General features: G+C 69.7%; 18 protein-coding genes, 1 tRNA gene and 1 pseudogene. 15 read left to right on the forward strand and 5 right to left on the reverse strand.

Annotated elements, in window-relative coordinates:
• Nucleotide 1 precedes the first annotated feature (1 nt).
• Genes G6N61_RS28880 through G6N61_RS28895 form a run of 4 tightly spaced genes read left to right on the forward strand, consistent with a single transcriptional unit; the run spans nucleotide 2 to nucleotide 4,486 of the window.
• Nucleotides 2-2,020, forward strand: coding sequence for an acetyl/propionyl/methylcrotonyl-CoA carboxylase subunit alpha (locus G6N61_RS28880; RefSeq protein WP_179973543.1), 2,019 nt, complete (start codon nucleotides 2-4; stop codon nucleotides 2,018-2,020).
• A 2-nt stretch (nucleotides 2,021-2,022) separates the two neighbouring features.
• On the forward strand, nucleotides 2,023-3,186 hold the full coding sequence (locus G6N61_RS28885; protein ID WP_163924272.1) for an acyl-CoA dehydrogenase family protein: 1,164 nt from the start codon (nucleotides 2,023-2,025) through the stop codon (nucleotides 3,184-3,186).
• A complete protein-coding gene (locus G6N61_RS28890) occupies nucleotides 3,186-3,683 on the forward strand; it encodes a MaoC family dehydratase (protein WP_163924273.1) in 498 nt (165 codons plus the stop codon). Before G6N61_RS28885 ends, G6N61_RS28890 begins: the two co-directional genes overlap by 1 nt.
• Entirely contained in the window at nucleotides 3,680-4,486 is an 807-nt protein-coding gene (locus G6N61_RS28895) for an HpcH/HpaI aldolase/citrate lyase family protein (protein ID WP_163925179.1), read from the forward strand. Before G6N61_RS28890 ends, G6N61_RS28895 begins: the two co-directional genes overlap by 4 nt.
• A gap of 58 nt (nucleotides 4,487-4,544) precedes the next feature.
• Here G6N61_RS28895 and G6N61_RS28900 read toward each other — a convergent pair whose 3' ends face one another.
• The gene (locus G6N61_RS28900) at nucleotides 4,545-5,297 is read right to left on the reverse strand and encodes an enoyl-CoA hydratase (RefSeq protein ID WP_163924274.1); all 753 of its coding nucleotides are present in this window, start codon (nucleotides 5,295-5,297) and stop codon (nucleotides 4,545-4,547) included.
• 507 nt (nucleotides 5,298-5,804) lie between these two features.
• On the opposite strand from G6N61_RS28900, the gene G6N61_RS28905 reads away from it, so the two are divergent.
• The 4 genes from G6N61_RS28905 to G6N61_RS28920 all read left to right on the forward strand — a co-directional run bounded on the left by G6N61_RS28905 (nucleotide 5,805) and on the right by G6N61_RS28920 (nucleotide 9,291).
• Nucleotides 5,805-6,383 carry a hypothetical protein gene (locus G6N61_RS28905; protein WP_163924275.1) on the forward strand — a complete coding sequence of 193 codons (579 nt, stop codon included), beginning with the start codon at nucleotides 5,805-5,807 and terminating at the stop codon, nucleotides 6,381-6,383.
• Nucleotides 6,384-6,392: 9 nt separating this feature from the next.
• Nucleotides 6,393-6,611, forward strand: a complete 219-nt coding sequence (locus G6N61_RS28910; protein ID WP_163924276.1) for a hypothetical protein — start codon at nucleotides 6,393-6,395, stop codon at nucleotides 6,609-6,611.
• A gap of 14 nt (nucleotides 6,612-6,625) precedes the next feature.
• Nucleotides 6,626-8,443, forward strand: a complete 1,818-nt coding sequence (locus tag G6N61_RS28915; RefSeq protein WP_163924277.1) for a hypothetical protein — start codon at nucleotides 6,626-6,628, stop codon at nucleotides 8,441-8,443.
• Between the two features lie 149 nt (nucleotides 8,444-8,592).
• Complete coding sequence (locus tag G6N61_RS28920; protein WP_163924278.1) at nucleotides 8,593-9,291, forward strand: SDR family oxidoreductase; 699 nt, start codon at nucleotides 8,593-8,595, stop codon at nucleotides 9,289-9,291.
• 18 nt (nucleotides 9,292-9,309) lie between these two features.
• On the opposite strand, the gene G6N61_RS28925 is transcribed toward G6N61_RS28920, so the two are convergent.
• A complete protein-coding gene (locus tag G6N61_RS28925; RefSeq protein ID WP_163924279.1) occupies nucleotides 9,310-9,663 on the reverse strand; it encodes an ArsR/SmtB family transcription factor in 354 nt (117 codons plus the stop codon).
• Nucleotides 9,664-9,823: 160 nt separating this feature from the next.
• Here G6N61_RS28925 and G6N61_RS28930 point away from each other — a divergent pair, with 160 nt between their 5' ends.
• From G6N61_RS28930 to G6N61_RS28940, 3 genes and pseudogenes are all read left to right on the forward strand, one after another.
• Complete coding sequence (locus tag G6N61_RS28930) at nucleotides 9,824-11,683, forward strand: heavy metal translocating P-type ATPase (protein WP_235887695.1); 1,860 nt, start codon at nucleotides 9,824-9,826, stop codon at nucleotides 11,681-11,683.
• Nucleotides 11,680-12,087, forward strand: a pseudogene (locus G6N61_RS28935) (nitroreductase/quinone reductase family protein); the annotation flags it as partial. The gene G6N61_RS28930 and the pseudogene G6N61_RS28935, both read left to right, overlap by 4 nt.
• A gap of 12 nt (nucleotides 12,088-12,099) precedes the next feature.
• Complete coding sequence (locus tag G6N61_RS28940) at nucleotides 12,100-12,393, forward strand: putative quinol monooxygenase (RefSeq protein WP_163925181.1); 294 nt, start codon at nucleotides 12,100-12,102, stop codon at nucleotides 12,391-12,393.
• A 25-nt stretch (nucleotides 12,394-12,418) separates the two neighbouring features.
• Here G6N61_RS28940 and G6N61_RS28945 read toward each other — a convergent pair whose 3' ends face one another.
• Together G6N61_RS28945 and G6N61_RS28950 are read right to left on the reverse strand one after the other, a co-directional pair.
• Nucleotides 12,419-13,171, reverse strand: a complete 753-nt coding sequence (locus G6N61_RS28945; RefSeq protein ID WP_163924280.1) for an acyl-[acyl-carrier-protein] thioesterase — start codon at nucleotides 13,169-13,171, stop codon at nucleotides 12,419-12,421.
• Nucleotides 13,172-13,233: 62 nt separating this feature from the next.
• Nucleotides 13,234-14,247: a glycerophosphodiester phosphodiesterase gene (locus G6N61_RS28950; protein ID WP_163924281.1), complete on the reverse strand. Its 1,014-nt coding sequence runs from the start codon at nucleotides 14,245-14,247 to the stop codon at nucleotides 13,234-13,236.
• Between the two features lie 161 nt (nucleotides 14,248-14,408).
• Here G6N61_RS28950 and G6N61_RS28955 point away from each other — a divergent pair, with 161 nt between their 5' ends.
• Entirely contained in the window at nucleotides 14,409-15,257 is an 849-nt protein-coding gene (locus G6N61_RS28955; RefSeq protein WP_163924282.1) for a PHP domain-containing protein, read from the forward strand.
• A gap of 23 nt (nucleotides 15,258-15,280) precedes the next feature.
• Here G6N61_RS28955 and G6N61_RS28960 read toward each other — a convergent pair.
• Nucleotides 15,281-15,353 (reverse strand) — tRNA-Arg (locus G6N61_RS28960).
• Nucleotides 15,354-15,551: 198 nt separating this feature from the next.
• Here G6N61_RS28960 and G6N61_RS28965 point away from each other — a divergent pair.
• Genes G6N61_RS28965 through G6N61_RS28975 form a run of 3 tightly spaced genes read left to right on the forward strand, consistent with a single transcriptional unit; the run spans nucleotide 15,552 to nucleotide 21,057 of the window.
• Nucleotides 15,552-17,033 (forward strand): wax ester/triacylglycerol synthase family O-acyltransferase, encoded by a 1,482-nt coding sequence (locus G6N61_RS28965; RefSeq protein WP_163924283.1) that lies wholly within the window; start codon nucleotides 15,552-15,554, stop codon nucleotides 17,031-17,033.
• A complete protein-coding gene (locus G6N61_RS28970) occupies nucleotides 17,030-18,685 on the forward strand; it encodes an HAD-IB family hydrolase/lysophospholipid acyltransferase family protein (protein ID WP_163924284.1) in 1,656 nt (551 codons plus the stop codon). The genes G6N61_RS28965 and G6N61_RS28970 overlap by 4 nt, the downstream gene beginning before the upstream one ends.
• Nucleotides 18,682-21,057: a glycerol-3-phosphate 1-O-acyltransferase gene (locus G6N61_RS28975; RefSeq protein WP_163924285.1), complete on the forward strand. Its 2,376-nt coding sequence runs from the start codon at nucleotides 18,682-18,684 to the stop codon at nucleotides 21,055-21,057. Before G6N61_RS28970 ends, G6N61_RS28975 begins: the two co-directional genes overlap by 4 nt.
• The last annotated feature ends 18 nt before the right edge of the window (nucleotides 21,058-21,075 follow it).

A 21,075-nucleotide genomic window follows, 5' to 3' on the forward strand; every position in this document is an offset into this window, starting at 1 on the left:
GATGACTCTCAAGATGTTCGATACCGTGCTGGTGGCCAACCGAGGTGAGATCGCCGTGCGGGTGATCCGCACCCTGCGCGCGATGGGCATCAGGTCGGTCGCCGTCTTCAGCGACGCCGATGCCGGGGCGCTGCACGTCGCCGAAGCCGACGTCGCGGTGCGGATCGGACCCGCCCCGGCACGGCAGAGCTACCTCGACATCGCCGCGGTGGTCGAGGCCGCACGCCGCACGGGTGCCCAGGCCGTCCACCCCGGATACGGATTCCTCTCGGAGAACGCCGAATTCGCCGCGGCGCTGCGGGACGCGGGCATCGCGTTCATCGGCCCACCGGTCACCGCCATCCAGACCATGGGCGACAAGATCGCCGCCAAGGCCGCGGTGTCGGCGTTCGGCGTGCCGGTGGTGCCGGGCATCTCGCGCCCGGGACTCACCGACGACGACCTGATCGGGGGCGTCGGCGACGTCGGCTTCCCCGTGTTGGTCAAGCCGTCGGCAGGTGGTGGTGGCAAGGGGATGCGAGTGGTGCACGCGGCCGCCGACCTTCCGGCCGCCTTGGTCTCCGCGCGCCGTGAAGCCGCCGCGGCCTTCGGCGACGACACGCTGTTCATCGAACGCTTCGTGTTGAATCCCAGGCACATCGAGGTGCAGGTCGTCGCCGACGGCCACGGCAACGTCGTGCACTTCGGGGAGCGCGAATGCAGCCTGCAGCGCCGTCACCAGAAGGTGATCGAGGAGGCGCCCTCACCGCTGCTCGATCCGGCGACGCGGGCGCGCATCGGCGCGGCGGCGTGCGACACCGCGCGCAGCGTCGACTACACAGGTGCCGGCACCGTCGAGTTCATCGTCTCGGCCGACCGGCCCGACGAATTCTTCTTCATGGAGATGAACACCCGCCTGCAGGTCGAGCACCCGGTCACCGAACTGGTCACCGGCACCGATCTCGTGGAACTCCAGGTTCGCATCGCGGCGGGGGAGAAGCTGACGCTCGAGCAGGACGACGTCGTGCTCTCCGGCCACGCCATCGAGGCGCGCGTCTACGCCGAGGATCCGGCACGGGACTTCCTGCCCACCGGCGGCACGGTCCTGGACGTCGTCGAGAGTGGAGCCGGCGGGCAGGAGCGCAGCGACCCGAACTGGTTGGTGCGCAACGATTCCGGCATCCGGGTGGGCACCGTCGTCGGCAGTGACTACGACCCAATGCTGGCCAAGGTCATCGCCCACGCCGGGGACCGGGAAGGCGCCCTGCGGGCGTTGGACCGTGCCCTGGCAGGCACCGCCGTACTCGGGGTCACCACCAACGTCGACTTCCTGCGCTTCCTGCTCGCCGACCCCGATGTGGCGGCCGGGCGGTTGGACACCGGGCTACTCGACCGCCGCCTGCCCGACTACGGCGGATCACCTGCTGGTGACGACGAACTGATCGCCGCCGCCGTCCACCACTGGCTCCGGCGCTGGGCCGGGGCCGGCAACGACCCGTGGTCGGTACCGTCGGGCTGGCGCGCCGGCGTCCACGCCGCGACGACCACCCGGTTGCGGGCGGGCGACCGCACCGAACACGTGCACCTCACCGGAACCCCGGCCGCGGGTACAGCCCGTATCGAAGATGGCGAAACACGTTCTCTGACAGCCACGCTCGACGGCCGACACCTCACCGTCACCCTCGACGGGCTGCGGACGGACTACGTGGTCGCGGCTGCCGAGCACGTCACCTGGTTGCACGGTGGCGGCCGCACCACGGCGGTCGAGGAGGTGCGCGAGGCGCCGGTCCGGCCGGACGACGCGCACGCCGGAGACGCCGAACTCGTCAGCCCGATGCCGGGGTCGGTGGTCGCGGTGGGCGCCGAGGACGGCGCCTCGGTGACGTCGGGGTCCGTCGTCGTCACCGTCGAGGCCATGAAGATGGAACACGCCCTCTCGGCGCCCGTGGACGGCGTCGTCGAACTACTCGTCGCCGTCGGCGACCAAGTCAAGGTGGGCCAGCCGCTGGCCCGAATCACCGCGTCGATCAAGGAGTCCTGAGAATGAGCGACTTTCTGTCCACCGGCACCCTGCCGGACCACTACGAACAGTTGGCCAAGACCGTGCGCGACTTCGCGCAGAGCGTCGTCGCCCCGGTGGCGGCCAAGCACGACGCCGAGCACTCGTTCCCCTACGAGGTGGTCGCCGGCATGGCCGACATGGGTCTGTTCGGCCTACCGTTTCCCGAGGAGTACGGCGGGATGGGCGGCGACTACTTCGCGCTGTGCCTGGCGCTGGAGGAACTCGGCAAGGTCGACCAGAGCGTTGCGATCACCCTCGAAGCCGGTGTGTCGCTGGGCGCCATGCCCGTATACCGCTTCGGTAATGACGCCCAGAAGCAGGAGTGGCTGCCGCTGTTGGCGAGTGGCAAGGCGCTGGGGGCCTTCGGCCTCACCGAGGCGGGCGGCGGCTCCGATGCGGGCGCCACCAAGACCACCGCCAAGCTCGACGACGGTCACTGGATCATCAACGGCACCAAGCAGTTCATCACCAACTCGGGCACCGACATCACCAAGCTGGTGACCGTCACCGCCGTCACTGGTGAACGCGAGGGCGGCAAGAAGGAGATCTCGTCGATCCTGGTGCCGGTGCCTACTGAGGGATTCACGGCCGAACCGGCGTACAACAAGGTCGGCTGGAACGCCTCCGATACTCACCCGTTGAGCTTCGACGACGTCCGCGTGCCGCAGGAGAACCTGCTCGGTGAGCAGGGCCGCGGCTACGCCAACTTCCTGCGCATCCTCGACGAGGGTCGCATCGCGATCGCGGCGCTGTCGGTCGGTGCTGCGCAGGGCTGCGTCGACGAATGCGTCCGGTACGCCAAGGAGCGCCAGGCCTTCGGTGCGGCCATCGGGACCTATCAGGCGATTGCGTTCAAGATCGCCCGCATGGAGGCACGGGCGCACGCCGCCCGCGCGGCCTACTACGACGCGGCCGCACTCATGTTGTCCGGCAAGCCCTTCAAGAAGGCGGCGGCCGTCGCCAAGCTCGTCTCCAGTGAGGCCGCCATGGACAACGCACGCGACGCCACGCAGGTGTTCGGCGGCTACGGCTTCATGAACGAGTACCCGGTGGCGCGGCACTACCGCGACAGCAAGATCCTCGAAATCGGCGAGGGGACGACCGAAGTGCAGCTGATGCTGATCGCCCGGGAGGCCGGGCTGTAATGGCGGATGAGACGCAGAAGAGAACCGTCACCCAGCGGGGGCTGTGGTTCGAGGAGTTCGAGACAGGTGTGCTCTACCAGCACCGGCCCGGGCGCACCATCACCGAGGCCGACAACGTCTTCTTCACCACGCTGACGATGAACACCCAGGCGCTGCACCTCGACGCCGCGTTCTCCGATGCACTGCCACCGTTCAACCAGCGGCTGGTGAACTCGATGTTCACGCTGTCCACGCTGGTCGGACTGTCGGTGGCGCAGCTGACGCAGGGCACGATCGTCGGCAACCTCGGCTTCGGCGAAGTCGCGTTCCCCAAACCACTGTTCCACGGCGACACGCTCTACGCCGAGACCGAGGTGCTCGAGAAGCGCGAGTCCAAGAGCAGGCCGGGCGAGGGCATCGTCACCTTCTCCCACCTCGGGCGCAACCAGCACGGCGACGTGGTGGCCACCGCGTCGCGAAAGACCATGGTGCGCAAGCAACCAGCGGAGGAGTCCTGATGCTCGGGACCAACGGCCCCGGCTGGCTGTTCTGCCCCGCCGACCGCCCCGAGCGGTTCGAGAAGGCCGCGGCGGCGGCTGACGTCGTGATCCTGGACCTCGAGGACGGCGTCGCCGCCAAGGACCGGGAGGCGGCGCGCAGGGCGCTCGTCGAGACCCGACTCGACCCGGCGAAGACCGTCGTGCGGGTCAACCCCGTGACGACGCCGGACCACGCCCTCGACATGACGACCCTCACGCAAACCGACTACACGACGGTGATGCTCGCCAAGACCGAGACCGCGGAGCAGGTGCGTTCACTCGCCCCGTTCGACGTCGTGGTGCTCGTCGAGACCCCGCTGGGCGCCCTGGCCGTCACCGAGACCGCGCGCATCGACAACGCCGTCGCCGTGATGTGGGGTGCCGAGGACCTCTTCGCCGTCACCGGCGGCACCGCGAACCGATGGCCCGACGGCAGGTACCGCGACGTCGCACAGCACGTCCGGTCGCAGACCCTGCTCGCGGCGAAGGCCTACGGCCGGCTTGCGTTGGACTCGGTGTACCTCGACATCAAGGACCTCGACGGGCTGCGCGCCGAGAGCGACGACGCGGTGGCGGTGGGTTTCGACGCCAAGGTCGCGATTCATCCGACCCAGGTGGCGGTCATTCGCTCGGCGTACACGCCGACCGACGAGCAGATCGACTGGGCGCGACGCGTTCTGGACACGGCACGCGACCAGCGCGGTGTCTTCCAGTACGAGGGCCTGATGGTGGATGCCCCCGTGCTGCGACGCGCTGAACGAATCGTCGCGTTGGCGCCCTGAGGCGCGGGATTCGTGGAGTATCACCCGCGCTGAGCGCAGGTTTCACTCCACGAATCGCCTACTTGCGCTTGGCGGCAGCCAAACGCGCTGCGAATTCCGGCGATTCGATCGACCGTGCCTGCGGGCCGATCTCGACGTCGACCGCCTGGGCGTGCTGGTCCAGGTCGACGGTGCCGGGGTTCGCCGTAGCCCGCATCGAGGCCTTGGTGGCGAGGACGACGTCGCGCGGCGCTGATGCCGGGCCTGCTGCAAGCGCACGTGCGGCAGCGACCGGATCATCGGCGACCTCGAGTGCAAGTCCGTGTCGCACAGCGGTTTCCGCGTCGAAGCGCATGCCGAACAGCAGCGCTGCGCGGGCGGCCTGCGGCCCGATCGCGCGTTGCAGCATCCACGTCGCGCCACCGCCGGGGTGGATGCCCAGCTTCTGGAATCTCGGGTCGAACATCGCTGCCGGCCCTGCGATCCGGACGTCGGCGGCGAGCGCCAGGTTCAGGCCCGCGCCGACGGCTGCGCCGTTCACCGCGGCGATCGTGGGAAGAGTGCATTGCGCGACGGCGAGGAAGCCGTCGTAGATGACGCGCAGGCCGTCCTCGGTCGCGGCACCGAGCGCAGTGAGGTCGGCGCCGGCGCAGAATGCCTTGCCCGCGCCGGTGAGGATGACGGCGTGTACCTCGGTGTTCGCCTCGGCGGCCTCGACCGCGGCGCGTAGTTGGGCCGAACTCTCCGCGGTGACTGCGTTGCGGCGATCCGGGTCGTTGACGGTGATGAGCGCGACGCGGTCCTCGACCTGCGTCAGTACGAGATCGGGCATCGTCTCAGCGTAGTGACGCGCCGGATTGTGGGCGCAGAAGGGCCGTTCGCGGCCTACGACGGGCGGACCGTGGCTCGACGCAGCCCGATTACCTGCGGTTTCCCTTCTCCGGTCACGGAGGCGAGTCGCCTTGGCAACAGGTTTATAACCGCCCATATTGTCTAACGTGCAAATAAATAAACCGGTCCTACCTTCAGCTTGACCACAGGGTCTGAAGAGCTGGAGGAACGATGGCACCGACGAGCAAGCGCCTCACCGTGAGTGCAGTGGCGATCACGGCAATGTGCTGGCCAATGATCTTGCCGAGCGCGGTGAGCACCGCTGAGCCGGCTCACCAATCAGCGGGTAGCGGGGGTGTGCCCTGCTCGAACATGTTCCAGCAGTTCACGTCAACGCCGGCCGGCGTTCCCCAGACCCTTCAGAGTGCCGCGTCGGCCCTCACCGGTGCAGGCGCGCCGGCCACGCCGGTGGTGATCCCGCCGGCGACGAACGCGGCGGCAGTCGGTGGTGGCGCGGGAGCCGGTGGTGCTGGCGCAGCGGGTGGTGGTGGGGGAGCTGCTGGTGGTGGCGCCGGAGCCGGTGGTGCGGGTGCGGCCGGTGGTGGCGCGGGAGCCGGTGGTGCTGGCGCAGCGGGTGCCGGCGGGGCTGGTGGCGGAGCTGCTGGCGGTGGCGCCGGAGCTGGTGGCGGAGCCGCCGGTGGTGGCGCCGGAGCAGGTGGTGGAGCGGGTGCCGGTGGTGGCGGAGCCGCTGGTGGTGGTGGCGGAGCAGCCGGTGGTGGTGCAGGCGGCGGTGCGGCTGGTGCCGGCGGAGGCGGCGGTGCCGGTGGTCTCGGTGGCGCCGATGCGGCCGCACTGCAGACCGCTTCGGGTGTCGCCGGTAGCGACGCGGGCGCCGCGGCACCTCTGGGTGCGGTTGATGCCAGCGCCGGTGTCGTCGGCGATGGCGGCGGTGCGGGAGCTGGTGGTGGAGCGGGTGGCGGTGGCGGCGCAGGCGGTGGCGCGGGTACCGGAGGCGGCGGTGCTGATGTGGGACAACTCGTCGATGCCGCCGGTGCAGGCGCCCCGATCGACACTGCGGCGGGCGTAGGAGCGCCTGTTGCCGAGGCGATTCCGGCGGCCGCGCCCATTGGTGGCGGTGCTCCGGTCGGTGGTGGCGCACCGGTGGGTGCTCCGGTTGGCGGTGGTGCTCCGGTTGGTGGTGGCGCTCCGGTTGGTGGTGGCGCTCCGGTCGGCGGTGGCGCCCCGGTCGGTGGCGGCGCGCCGGTGGGTGCTCCGGTTGGTGGTGGCGCGCCCATTGGTGGCGGTGCTCCTGTAGGCGGTGCGGTAGCCGTGCCCGCCGCTGACGCAGGTGCGGTAGCCGCGCCTGTAGTCGATGCCGCGGCCGTTGCAGCGCCGGCCGCAGACGCTGGTGCCGTCGCCGCGCCCGTCGTGGACGCTGCCGCAGTCGCGGCACCGGGCGGCGGGGGCGTCGTGGGCGGCGCGCCCGCCACGGGCGCCGTCGAGGTGGGAGTGCCGGCAGCCGTTCAGGTTCCGGCCGCCGCCACGATCGAGAACTCGGGAGCCGTCGTGGGCGGTGCGCCGGCCGCAGCCCCGGTCGTCGCCGGTGCGCCCGACGCCGTGACGGCGGGGATTCCCGGAGTGGGCGTTCCAGGGGTCAGCGTCCCGATCGTGACGCCCCCCTCGGCAGGAACGGTGCCCCTCGGGCTGCCGTCCGCAGCGCTCGGCGCCATTCCGGGTGCGGGCGCATCCGGTGGCGGTTCCGCAGCCACGGCCGGCGGTGGCGCCGCGGCCGCGGGCGGCGGTGCGGGTGCGGCTGGTGCAGGCGGTGCAGCGGCCGGTGCCCCCGCGGTGGGCGCAATCGACACTGCCTCGGCAGCAGCGGTTCCCGCGGCCATCGACGCTGCCGCTGGCGTGCCCGTCGCAGGCGGTGGCGGTGTGCCGGCAGCCGGTGGCGGAGGTGCACCCGTCGTAGGCGATGGCGGTGTGCCGGCAGCTGGTGGCGGTGGTGTGCCTGCCGCGGGCGGTGGCGGTGTGCCAGCGGCCGGTGGCGGCGGTGTGCCAGCCGGTGGCGGTGGCGGTGTGCCCGCGGCCGGCGGTGGCGGCCTTCCGGAGGCAGCCGGCGGTGGACTGCCCGGCGGCGGAGGTGCGGGTGCTCCGGCGGTAGGTGGCGGAGGCGCACCCGCTGCCGGCGGGGCAGGTGGCCCAGAGGTGTTGCCACAGGCGGTCATCGACGATGCAGCCGCACGCGCGCAGCTCGACCAGAATGCTGCCCGTGCGGCAGCCGAGCAGGCCGCAGGCGCCGGTGGCGGCGCGGGTGCCGGTGGCGGCGAAGGTGCCGGTGTGCCCGGGGGCCAAGTTGGGATCGACGGTGGCCAGGGCGCTGCCATCGACCAGCTAGCAGCTGTCGGGGCTCCTGCCGGGGGCGCCGAGGCGGCGCCGATCGTCGACGCGGCCGCAGCTGCTGCTCCCGGAGCCGGCGGCGCAGGGGGAGCCGGTGGCGGAGGCGCCGCGGGCGCAGGCGGTGGCGCCGGTGGTGCAGGTGCCGGAGGCGGAGCCGGTGGAGCAGGCGGCGGTGCAGGTGGAGCTGGAGCCGGCGCAGGCGGTGGCGCTGCGGGTGGCGCGGGTGCCGGTGGTGGCGGCGGTGCAGGTGGCGCCGGAGCGGGCGGCGGTGCCGGTGCAGGCGGCGCAGCAGCAGGTGGCGGAGGCGGTGGCGCAGCAGCAGGCGGTGCCGGTGCAGGCGGCGCAGCCGCAGGTGGTGGCGCAGCAGGTGGAGGTGCTGCCGGCGCGCCGGCCGTCGTGACCCAGGCCGCCGGTGTTCCCGCCGGTGCGTCCACCGGCGTCCTCGCTCCGATGGCTGCCGCACAGCCGATCCCCGCGCAGGTCATCGCTCCGCTGACCGGGGCTGCGGCTCTTGCCACGCAATACGTGCCGCAGCCGGCGATCGTGCCAGGACAGGGAGGGCTGTTCGCGCTGCCCGCACTGAACCTGCCCGCGGTCAGCGGGCTCGGCATTCCGCTACCCACGCAGATCACCATGCCCACGGACATGATCTGCACGTCGCCGGACTGGTCGGCCCCCGCGGGCCCAGCTGCTCCCGGCGGCCCGACCCCGCCGCCGGCCACCGCGCCGGTCGGCGGAAGGTGGTGATGGACAACCTCGTTCACCTGATGGCATGACGACGGTGAAACGGTCCGCTGGCCGTGGCGAGAGTCACGGGCCAGCGGGCCGTTCCTCGTCTGCTGGACGTATTCGACGTCTACCGCCCATGACGGCGCGACCTGACGCAGGATGAACGCATGGACCTCTCTTCCTGCACTGCACTGGTCACCGGAGCCAACCGCGGGCTCGGCAGACACTTCGCCGAACAGCTCCTGCAACGCGGGGCGCGCGTCTACGCCGGCGCCCGGAACGCCGACGGCGTCGACTTGCCCGGTGCGATCCCCGTGACGATCGACGTCGCCGATCCCGGTTCGGTATCGGCCGCCGCGGAGGCAGCCGGTGACGTGACGCTGCTGATCAACAACGCCGGTATCTCCCTGGGCGCAGACCTGCTGACCGGCGATCTCGACGACGTCCGCCGCGAGATGGACACCAACTACTTTGGAACCCTGTCGGTGGCACGGGCATTCGTTCCGGTCATCGAGCGCAACGGCGGCGGCGCGATGCTGAACGTGCTGTCGGTGCTGTCGTGGCTGAGTCTGCCTGCGGCGGGCAGCTATTGCGCATCGAAGGCGGCCGCCTGGTCCATGACCAACGCCCTCCGGCTGCAACTCGCCGAACGCGGGATCGCCGTGACGGCACTGCACGTCGGCGCGATGGACACCGACATGATGAAGGACAGCGACGCGCCGAAGTCCAACCCCGCCGCGGTGGCGGCGCTGGCGCTCGACGGTGTCGCCGCAGGCCACCACGAGGTCCTCGCCGACGACGTCAGCCGTCACGTGCAGGCGCAGTTGTCGAACGGTGTCGACGGGGTGTATCCGCAGCTGGCCTGAGTGGGCCGCCGGGTCCGGTCACGCCGTGGTGTCGCGGGCGCCCAGGCGGAGATGCTCGATGTGGTAGACCGCCTCGTCGAGGAGTTGCGCCACGTGATTGTCGTACAGGCGATAGACGATGTTGCGCCCGTTGCGATCTCCGGTCACCAGGCCGAGCGCACGCAGCAGGCGGAGTTGATGCGACACGGCCGGTTGCTCCATGCCGACGGCGGCCGACAGGTCGGTCACGGTGCAGGGCGAGAGCCGTAGCCGGGTGAGGATCAAGAGCCGGTTCGGTGAGGCGAGGGCTTGCAGGGTCTCGGCCACCTTGGCAGCCGACGACGCATCGAGGGTTGCCGGTGGTGTCGACCGGCCCTCTACGCCGTGGCCCATGGATCCATTCAAGCATGACCCGGGGGGCTACCCCTGACACCTCTACACTTTTACATGTATACATGTCTGCGTGACTTGTTCTGGAACGCTGACACACGCGGGCACGCCCTGCGCCGACCACGACGTCGCTGCTCCCGCTCGCTCGTCGGGCGCGTGGTCGGTGCCGTCGGTGCGCTGGGCGGCCGTGGCGTTGGCCCTCTTCCTGGCCGGCCTCGGTGCACGACTGCTCGGAGCGCCCGCCGCGGTGTGGTGGTCGTTGTTCCTGGCCTGCTACGCCGCCGGGGGGTGGGATTCGGCCCTTGAGGGCCTGAAGGCGTTGCGGGACAAGCGCCTCGACGTGGATCTGCTGATGATCGTGGCTGCGATCGGTGCCGCTGCGATCGGGCAGGTGCTCGACGGCGCCCTGCTCATCGTCATCTTCGCCACGTCGGGAGCCCTGGAGGACGTCGCGACACGGCGCACCGAGGATTCGGTCAACAGCCTCCTGACCCTCGCGCCGCAGCAGGCCGTGCGCGTGGACGCCGACGGCACGGAGACCGTGGTGCCGGCCAGTCGCCTCGCCATCGGCGACCGCGTGATAGTCCGCCCCGGTGAACGCATCTCGGCCGACGGCCGGGTGGTCGACGGTGCGTCGGACGTCGATCAGTCCTCGATCACGGGCGAGTCCATGCCGGTTGCCAAGGACGTGCACGACGAGGTGTTCGCGGGCACCGTGAACGGATCGGGCGCGTTGGTCGTGCGGGTCGATCGCGACCCGTCGCAGACGGTCATCGCCCGGATCGTCGAGATGGTGGCCGAGGCGTCGGCGACCAAGGCCGGCACCCAGTTGTTCATCGAGAAGGTCGAACAGCGGTACTCGACGGTCGTGGTCGCCGCGACGGTCGCGCTCCTGGCGATACCGCTGCTGTTGGGCCACGACGTGCAGTCGACCCTGCTGCGCGCCATGACGTTCATGATCGTCGCATCACCGTGCGCTCTCGTCCTCGCCACGATGCCTCCGCTGTTGTCGGCCATCGCCAACGCAGGACGGCACGGCGTCCTGGTCAAGTCGGCGGTGGCGATGGAGCACCTCGCCGACGCCGACGTCGTCGTCCTCGACAAGACCGGAACCCTCACCCGCGGAACGCCCGAGGTCTCCTCGGTCGTCGCGCTCGACGAGTCCGCCGGCGGTCCGGACGTCCTCGAACTCGCGGCGGGCGCCGAACTCTACAGCGAGCACCCGATCGGTCGCGCGATCGTGGCAGCAGCACGTGCCAGGGGAGTGGAGATCCCACCGGCACGGCAGTTCACGGCGCTACCCGGACGCGGAGTCCGAGCGGAGGTGCGGGGTCGCACGGTCGAGGTGCTCGCGCCCGACGACCAAGACCGCCTGCCGCAGGTGGTCGACATGCAGGCGGCGGGCGCCACGGTAGTCGTGGTGCTGGTCGACGGGCGCGCAGTCGGACTCCTCGGGCTCACCGACCTCATACGAACCGACGCCGTCGAATCCGTCGAACGGCTCACCCGGATGACCGAGACGTCGCCGGTCCTGCTGACGGGCGACAACCCGTCCACGGCCGCGCACGTCGCGCGAGCGGTCGGAATCCGCGAGGTGCACGCCGACCTGCTTCCCGACGAGAAGCGCTCCGCCGTGGAAGGTTTCGAGCAGGCCGGCCGGCGCACGCTGGTCGTCGGCGACGGCGTGAACGACGCGCCCGCGATGGCTGCCGCACACGCATCGATGGCGATGGGGCGTACCGGAGCAGACCTCAGCATCGACACCGCCGACGCGGTCACCGTGCGCGACGAACTGACCGTGATCCCGACGGTCCTCGCGCTGGCACGTCGCGCACGGCGAATCGTGATCGCCAATCTCGTCATCGCGGGCTCGGCGATCGTCGCCCTGGTGACGTGGGATCTGCTCGGCGAGCTTCCGCTGCCGCTCGGAGTGGCTGGACACGAGGGGTCGACGATCCTGGTGGCGCTGAACGGCTTGCGTCTACTGACCGACCGTGCGTGGCGGCGGGCGGGAGGACGCTGAGTGCGGTGGCGTCTCCGCGTCTCCGCACAGCCGAGTTCCGCGAGACGGGCGGCAAGGCGGGCGGCGTGTTCGAGGGCAAGCCGCTGGTGCTCGTGCACCACGTCGGCGCCAAGTCGGGCAAGGAGCGCATTGCGCCCCTGGTGCCCTATCTGGATGGCGATCGCATCGTCATCTTCGCCAGCAAGGGCGGTTCCGACACCAATCCCGACTGGTATCACAACCTGGTCGCCAATCCGGACACCGTCGTGGAGCTGGGCGCCGAGACGTTTCGCGTCACCGCGCGAGTACTGAGCGGTGACGAACGGGACGACGTGTACGCCAAGCAGACCGGGGTGGAGCCCCAGTTCGGCGAGTATCAGCGCAAGACGTCGCGGGTCATTCCCGTCATCGAGTTGCAACGCGTGGTGGACTTAGCCATGGCCGTAACCGTTCTGCTGGAGATCAAGCTCAAGCCCGAGTCCGTAGCCGAAGCGCGCGAGCTGATGGGGCGCGAACTGCAAACCACACGCGCGTTCGACGGCAATCTCGCCCTCGACGTCATCGTCGACGAGGACGACCCGACGCACTGGATCATCTACGAACGCTGGAACTCCGTCGAGCAGGACGAGGCGTACCGGAGCTTCCGGGCGGGCGAGGGCCAGATCACCGGACTGCCTGCCCTGCTGGCCGCTCCACCGGTCAAGACGCGGTACCTCGACACCGACATCTGACGACCAGGCGGAGTCGCCTGGCGGACTACAACTTGCGGAGCAGCACCGCCGCGCGGACGTCGTCGCCGACGGCGAGCGCGAAGTGCACCTCGTCATCGCGGCGTACGGAACGAATGGTGACGTCCTCGCCGTAGCGGATCGGCCGTCGGTACTCGACGACGGCTCGGTAAGGTGCGGTGCACACGTCGGGGGCGGAGGCCATCACCTCGTGCACCGCGTGCCAGTAGGCGGCGTTGGTGACGTGCTCGAAGAGGTCGATGTCGGTGCGACGCAACGCGAACGGCGTGACGACGTCGGTGTCGGTCGGGTTCTGCAGCCATGGTCGCCACTTGAGACGGTGCTCGTCGGTCGTGGTGGCGAACCGCGCGACCAGGGTGTCGGAGACGCGCGACGGAGTGAGCGTGTCCTTGTTGATCGCGATCCAGAATCCTTCGGTCTCGATGTGGCCGCCGGCGCTGCCATCGAGGTCGACGCGCATCGTGCACCACCGGCTCGACAACGCCGAACACCACCGGTGGAACGTCAGGTCACTGGGCCACTCGATGGGTTCGATGACGTCGATGACCGTGCGTTGCACGATCCAGTGCGGATGGTTCTCGGCCTCGCCGGCGTCGACCAGGTTCTCCGCACCGACCTCCTGGATGTAGCGGGCCACGCCGTCGAGGCGCAGGTGCAGGTCACCGTCGATGTCGCCCGTCGCGACCGGCCACGACGTCTGGTAGACGTACCCGGTGTCGGGCCGGGGGCTCAGGCGGTGGTCGACGTCGTTGGTGGGCATCGGGTCATGTGTACCGCATCCGCTCGCGGCGCTCGATCACCGGTCGCGGGACCGGTGCGTCCTCACCGCCGATAAGCCTTCGGCAGCGGCATGCCACGGTCGGCCATCACCGATCGAAGCCGCGTCGGGTAGTCGGTGATGATGCCGTCGGCACCCGCGTCGATCTGTGCCGCCATCGCCTCGGGGTCGTTGATCGTCCACGGGATCACCCTCAGTCCCTCGGCGTGGGCACGATCGACGAACGCCCGGTCGGCGACGAGCCGGAAGCCCGGGTCGCGCGGCGTGCTGCCCGAGGGCACCGAGTAACCGGGTGACAGGACGTCGGCGCCCACGGCCAGTGCACCGGCGATGGGGTCCGGCACGACGGCCGGGTCGACCCCGGCGAGCCACGGCGAGCCTGGTACGTAGGTCGTGTCGTCCCACAGTGCCACCAGCGGAATGGTCGGCTCGGCGGCACGCACCATGGGCAGGGTGCGCCAATCGAAGCTCTGCACGTCCACCCTGTCGACCTTGCCCGCCGCACGCACCGCCGCCAGGATCACGTCGACGAATTGCCGAGGGGGAGCCGAGGTCTCGGGTGCCTCCGCCTCGACCTTGGTCTCGATGTTGAAGCGGACGTCGGCGCCGTACTCGTCGACGAGTGCGAACACCTCGGGCAACGTGGCGATGCGGTTGTTCGCGACGACCTCCGCATCGGGGAAGTTGGTGAGCAACTTGCCGCAGTCGAGTTTGCGGATCTGCGCCAACTCCAGGTCGCGGACCAGCTTGCCGACGTAGGGGTACATGGGATCACCCGCGAACGCGGGCCCGATGTCGGAACACTTCGTCGGATCGATCATGGGGTCGTGCCACACCAGCGGCTGACCGTCCTTGGTGATCACGATGTCGAGTTCCAACGTGCTGACCCCGAGTTCGAGCGCCTTGGCGAATCCTCGCAGGGACTCCTCGGTCGTCTCGCCGCGTCCACCCCGGTGGGCTTGCAGGTCGAAGTCGGGTTCGGCTGCGAGGGCGGCGGGAGTGTCCGCGACCGACCCGACGGTGATTCCCAGCACGACCGCAACCACTCCCAAGCGCATGATTGACGACGTTAGACAGTGACGGCCCCGATCGCGTGCCCGACGAGCCAACGGGCAGGGTGGTCACCAAGTGTTCGTCTGAAGGACAGGAACCCTGGATACGTTCGCGTCCGGGCCTCGTCGCCCTGGCGCACCCGAGGCATCTGAGGAGCTGAACCCGCATGGACCGACCGACGCGGAACCTTCCCGCCGACAACCACGTGCACACGCGGTGGTCGTGGGACACCGCGGAGTCGTCGTCGATGCAGCTCGCCTGCGCCCACGCCGTGCAGCTGGGCGTGCCAGGCGTCGCGTTCACCGAACACGTGGACTTCGTCGACTGGAGCGGCGAGGGCACGACGGACGTCGCGCGGCCTGCGGAGGTCGGGCCGCGCCCCCGCGTGGTGCCGTTCGACGTCGATAGCTATCTGGCCGATGTGGCGCGATGCCGCGAGTCGTTCCCGCAGCTGCGAATCCTGTCGGGCATCGAGGCCGGTGAGCCGCATCTGTTCGCCCAGAGCGTGGCATCGGTGTTGCGCGCCGGCGAGTTCGAGCGCGTGCTCGGCAGCCTCCACGCCATCGAGCATCGTGGCGTGCTCACGGGCGTCGGCCACGCCCTGTTCGCCGAACTCGGCACGCGTGAACTCATGACCCGGTACTTCACCGAGATGGTGACGCTCGTCGACGGCTCGGCAGCGTTCAACGTGCTCGCGCACTGCGACTTCCCGCGCCGCTACTGGCCCACCGAACGCGCCGGCCGCTACCGCGAAACCGACTTCGAGGAGCAGTACCGGGCGGTGTTCCGCGCCCTCGCGGCGTCGGGTCGTGCCCTGGAGATCAACACTCGCAGCCCGCTGGCGTCGGTCGAGTTGATGCGATGGTGGTGGCAGGAGGGCGGCGACGCCGTGTCGTTCGGCAGTGATGCGCACACGCCGTTGCGCGTGGGCGAGCACTTCGCGACCGCGGTCGACGTCGTCGAAGCCGCGGGCTTCCGCCCGGGCCGCGATCGGTTCGACTTCTGGCGGCGCTGACGTCGCATCCGAGTCTTCGGATGCGCCCCCGGCAGGGATCGAACCTGCGACCAACCGCTTAGAAGGCGGCTGCTCTATCCGCTGAGCTACGGGGGCCGCGATCACACCCTAACGGGACCGGAATCGAACGATGCGTCATCCCTGCCCCCTATCTTGGCGGTCATGCATCACACGAAGGACAAGGGCGAGGTCTCACAACTGCGTCACAGCTACGACTAACGCCCCTCGCAACCGACAGCCCGCGGACTAGCGTGGGGTCAGCATCAGGCCACCAGGGGGAGGAGAGCGCACGCCATGAGCGACGTGCCGGAGTTGGACGCGGCCGGACTTCCCGAGGAACTGAGCGCAGTGGACCAGCTGTTGCACCGCGGCGAGGCCAACCCACGCACCAGATCGGGAATCATGGGCGTCGAGCTGCTCGACACCACGCCCGACTGGAACCGCTACCACGCGAAGTTCGAGCAGGCGTCGCGCAAGGTGCTGCGCCTTCGGCAGAAGGTCGTCATGCCGACGTTGCCCACCGCGGCGCCGCGATGGGTGGTCGACCCTGACTTCAACCTCGACTTCCACGTGCGCCGGGTGCGCGCGCCCGAACCGGGATCGCTGCGCGACGTGCTCGATCTCGCCGAGGTGGCCCTGCAGTCACCGATGGACATCTCACGGCCGCTGTGGTCGGCGACGTTGGTCGAGGGTCTCGCCGACGGCCGTGCCGCGAGCATCCTCCACCTGAGCCACGCGATGACCGATGCGGTGGGTGGGGTCGAGATGTTCGCCCACATCTACGATCTGGAGCGCGACCCGCCCGCGACGCGCGAGGCGCCGCTGCCGATTCCGCAGGACCTGTCGCCGAACGACCTGATGCGCGAAGGGATCGGCAACCTGCCCAACACGATCGTGGGCGGTATGCGAACCGCACTCGGCGGAGCGGCCGGAACGCTGAGCCGAGTAGTGCGGAACCCGGCGTCGGCGGTCGGCGGCGTCGTGGGCTACGCCCGGTCCGGAGCGCGGGTCATGGGCCCGGTGTCCGAACCGTCACCGCTTTTGCGCCGCCGCAGTCTCTCGTCTCGCAGTGAGGCCATCGACATCGAGTTCGGCGACCTGTACCGCGCGACCAAGGCCGTCGGCGGATCGGTCAACGACGCCTATCTGGCCGGATTGTGCGGCGCGCTGCGGCGCTATCACGAGGCGCGCGGACTGCCGGTCCAGACGATCCCCATGGCGGTTCCCGTCAACCTGCGCTCCGACGACGATCCCGCGGGCGGCAATCGATTCGCCGGGGTCAACCTCGCAGCACCGGTCGGAATCGTCGACCCCGCCAAGCGGATTCAGCAGGTGCGCAAGCAGATGACCGAAAAGCGCGAGGAGCGCGCCATCGACCTGGTGGGCGCCGTCGCGCCAATCCTCAGCTTCCTGCCCGACGCGGTCCTCGAATCGGTGGCCGGGTCCATCGTCGCCTCCGACGTACAGGCCAGCAACATCCCGATCTACCCGGGTGACACGTTCATCGCAGGCGCGAAGATCGTGCGGCACTACGGACTCGGTCCGCTGCCCGGGGTGGCGATGATGGCGGTACTGGTGTCCCGCGCCGGGTACTGCACCATCACCACCCGCTACGACAAGGCATCGATCACCGATTCGGAACTGTGGGCCCGCTGCCTCGCCGAGGGTTTCGACGAGGTGCTCGCGCTCGGCGGCGAGGCCCGCTGCATACCGGCTTCGTTCACCGACGATGCCGACGAACCCACTGACACGTCGAATGGGAGTGCGCCGCAATGAGTTCGCAGAACGGACAGACCAGCCGGGCCATGCGTCTGCCGGGTTCGGTGGCCGAGATCCAGGCCAGCCCGGAGGGCCCCCGGATCGGCGCGTTCTTCGACCTTGACGGCACATTGGTCGCCGGCTTCACCGGGGTGCTGATGACCCAGGACCGCCTGCGCCGCAGGCAGATGAACGTCGGCGAGTTCATCGGCATGGTGCAAGCGGGGCTCAACCACCAGCTCGGCCGCTCCGAGTTCGAGGATCTCATCGGCAAGGGCGCCCGCATGCTGCACGGCAGTTCGCTCAGCGATCTCGAGGAACTCGGCGAGCGCCTGTTCGTCCAGTACGTCGAGCAGCGCATCTATCCCGAGATGCGCGACATGGTGCGCGCTCACCAGGCACGCGGGCACACCGTCGTGCTCAGCTCCTCGGCGCTGACCGTGCAGGTCGAGCCTGTCGCCGCGTTCCTCGGCATCGACAACATCCTCAGCAACAAGTTCGAGACCGACGAGAACGGCCTGATCACCGGTGAAGTGAAGCGGCCCATCATCTGGGGGCCGGGCAAGGCACGCGCGGTGCAGGCCTTCGCCGCGGAGAACGGCGTCGACCTCACCAAGAGCTACTTCTACGCCGACGGCGACGAGGACGTCGCGCTGATGTACCTCGTCGGAAACCCGCGTCCCACCAACCCCGGCGGCAAGATGCAGGCCGTCGCCATGAAGCGCGGGTGGCCCGTGCTGCGGTTCTCCAGCCGCAGCGGCAGCAGCCCAGTGTCGCAGCTGCGGACGGTCGCAGGCATCGCGTCGCTGGTGCCCGCCGCCGCGGGCGCACTCGGGCTGGGCCTGCTGACCCGCAACCGCCGCACCGGAGTCAATTTCTTCACCTCCACGTGGACCAGGCTGCTGATGACGGTGATCGGCATCGACCTCAACGTGGTGGGCGAGGAGAACCTGACGGCCAAGCGGCCGGCGGTGTTCCTCTTCAACCACCGCAACCAGGCCGACCCGTTCATCGCCGGTCGCCTGATCAGCGACAACTTCACGTCGGTGGGCAAGAAGGAACTCGAGAACGATCCGCTGATGGGCTCGATCGGCAAGGTGATGGACGCCGCGTTCATCGACCGGGATGACCCCCGGGCCGCCGTCGAGGGCCTGCAGAAGATCGAAGAACTTGCGCGCAAGGGCATTTCGGTGATGATCGCGCCCGAGGGCACCCGGCTCGACACCAACGAGGTGGGCCCGTTCAAGAAGGGCGCCTTCCGCATCGCGATGTCGGCAGGCATCCCGATCGTGCCGATCATCATCCGCAACGCGGAGGTCATCGCGCACCGGAACTCCAGCACCTTCAACCCGGGCACCGTCGACGTCGCGGTCTTCCCGCCCATCCCGGTCGACGACTGGACCAACGAGAACCTCTCGGAGCGCATCGCCGAGGTCCGTCAGCTCTACCTGGACACGTTGAGGGAATGGCCGTTCGACGGCATCCCCGACGTCCCGCTCTACTCGCGCACCACCGCCGAGAAGTCGCAGCCGAAGAAGGCCGCTGCGAAGAAGTCCGCTGCCAAGAAGGCGCCGGCCAAGAAGGCCGCTGCCAAGACGCAGGCGAAGAAGGCGACCAAGAAGCCAACGGGGGCAGCAGGTTCCGCCGCGACCGCGAAGGGGCGGCCGTGAAGCCGTCGGTCGACGAATACGCCACCTTCAGCCCGACCGGCGACGCGCTGGTCCTCGCGTCCGTCGGTTCGCCCGCCGAACGGCGCCTGCTCGACGACTGGCTCGACGAGCAGCGCGACAAGCATCCGGATGCCCGCATCGAAGTCCTGGAACTCCCCGACGGCGATCCGCCGGGAGCGGTGCTGGCCAGACTGGTGGAGTTGCTCGAGGCCGACGAGGACAGGTCGGTCGTGCCGTCGCGGGTGTTCTGGATTCCCGGCGGTCTACCGACTCGGTCGAAGGTGGTGTCGTTCCTGTCGGGCCGCGACACCTACCGCCCGCCGACCGCGCTGCAGCGCCGCATCCTCAAGCGTGACCCGGCGCGCGCCCGCGTCGTGGCCGGTGAGCCCGCCAAGGTCTCCGAGCTACGCCGTCAGTGGAGCGACACCACGGTCGCCGAGAACCCCCGCGAGTTCGCGCACTTCGTCCTGCGGCGGGCCAGCCTGGCCATCGAGCGCGTCGAATTGCGGTTGCTCGGACCCGAATACAAGTCGCCCCGTCTGGTCAAGCCCGAGATGCTGGCATCGGCGCGGTTCCGCGAGGGCCTCGAGAAGATTCCCGACGCCACCGTCGACAAGGCCGGCGAGATGCTCGACGAATTGTCGACCGGGTGGAGCCGGTTCTCCGTCGACCTGATCCCGTCGCTCGGACGGGCGATCTTCAGCCGCGGCTTCGACCCCAACATCGACTACGACCGCAGCCAGGTCGAGTCCATGCGCAAGGCGCTGGAGACGCATCCGGCCGTGCTGTTGTTCTCGCACCGTTCGTATCTCGACGGCGTCATCGTGCCGGTGGCCATGCAGGAGAACCGGCTGCCTCCGGTGCACACGTTCGCCGGCATCAACCTGTCGTTCGGCGCCATGGGACCGCTCATGCGGCACTCCGGGGTCATCTTCATCCGGCGCCGGCTCGACGACCCGCTGTACAAGTACGTGCTGCGGCAGTTCGTCGGGTACATCGTCGAGAAGCGGTTCAACCTCAGCTGGTCGATCGAAGGCACGCGGTCACGCACCGGAAAGATGTTGCCGCCCAAGCTCGGTCTGCTCGCCTACGTCGCCGACGCGTACCTCGACGGCCGCAGCGACGACATCCTGCTGCAGCCGGTGTCCATCAGCTTCGATCAGCTGCACGAGACGGCGGAGTACGCGGCGTACGCCCGCGGCGGCGAGAAGACGCCCGAGGGCCTGTCCTGGATGTACAACTTCATCAAGGCCCAGGGCGACCGCAACTACGGCAAGATCTACGTTCGCTTCCCCGAAGCGGTGTCGATGCGCGAGTACCTCGGTGAGCCGCACGGCACGATGACCACCGAGGAGGACGCCAAACGCCTTGCGCTGCAGAAGATGGCGTTCGAAGTGGCCTGGCGCATCCTGCGGGCCACCCCGGTCAACGCGTCCGCGCTCGTGTCCGCTCTGCTGCTCACCTCGCGCGGTCTCGCACTCACCCTCGATCAGCTGCACCACACGCTGCAGGACTCCTTGGACTACCTCGAGCGCAAGCAGACCCCGATGACCAACAGTGCCCTGCGCCTCCGCACTCCCGAGGGGGTGCGAGCGGCGGTGGACGCGCTGTCGAACCGGCACCCGGTCACCCGCGTCGACGGGGGACGGGAACCGGTGTGGCTGATCGCCCCGGAGGACGAGCACGAGGCGGCGTTCTACCGCAACACGCTGATCGACGCGTTCCTCGAGACGTCGATCGTCGACCTCGCCCTCGCGCATGCCGCCCGCGTCGACGGCGATCGCCTCGAAGCGTTCTGGTCCCAGGCGATGCGCCTGCGCGACCTGTTGAAGTTCGACTTCTACTTCGCCGACTCTGCGGCCTTCCGTACGCACGTCGCGGAGGAGATGTCGTGGCTGGCGCGCAATCGCGAGACCGGTGCGCCGTCCGACGGCGCCTCCGACTGGGAGGACGACGTCGCCGCGGGCCCCGACTGCATCGCCGAGATGCTGCAGAAGAAGCGGCCGGTGGTCGCCGGTGCGCTGCTGCGTCCGTTCTTCGAGGCCTACGCGATCGTCGCCAACGTGCTGCGCGATGCGCCTGCCGACATCGACGAGAAGGAGCTGACTCGCCGAGCGCTGGGCGTCGGCAATCAGTACGTCGCCCAGGGCAGGGTGCGTAGCAACGAGTCGGTGTCGGCGCTGCTGTTCGCGACGGCGCGGCAGGTGTGCGCCGACCGGCGGCTGCTCGAACCGGCCGCCGATCTCGCCGACCGGCGTGCCGCGTTTAGGCAGGAATTGCGCGACATCCTCGAGGACATGAGCACGGTGGAGACGGTGTCCCGGCAGCAGTTCATGGCGCGGGAGTCGAGGCGGCGTTCAGCCGCCGAATGACCGTCGGTCACCGCACCG

It is taken from the genome of Mycolicibacterium arabiense (assembly GCF_010731815.2).
In the GTDB taxonomy this organism is placed as follows: Bacteria; Actinomycetota; Actinomycetes; order Mycobacteriales; family Mycobacteriaceae; genus Mycobacterium; species Mycobacterium arabiense.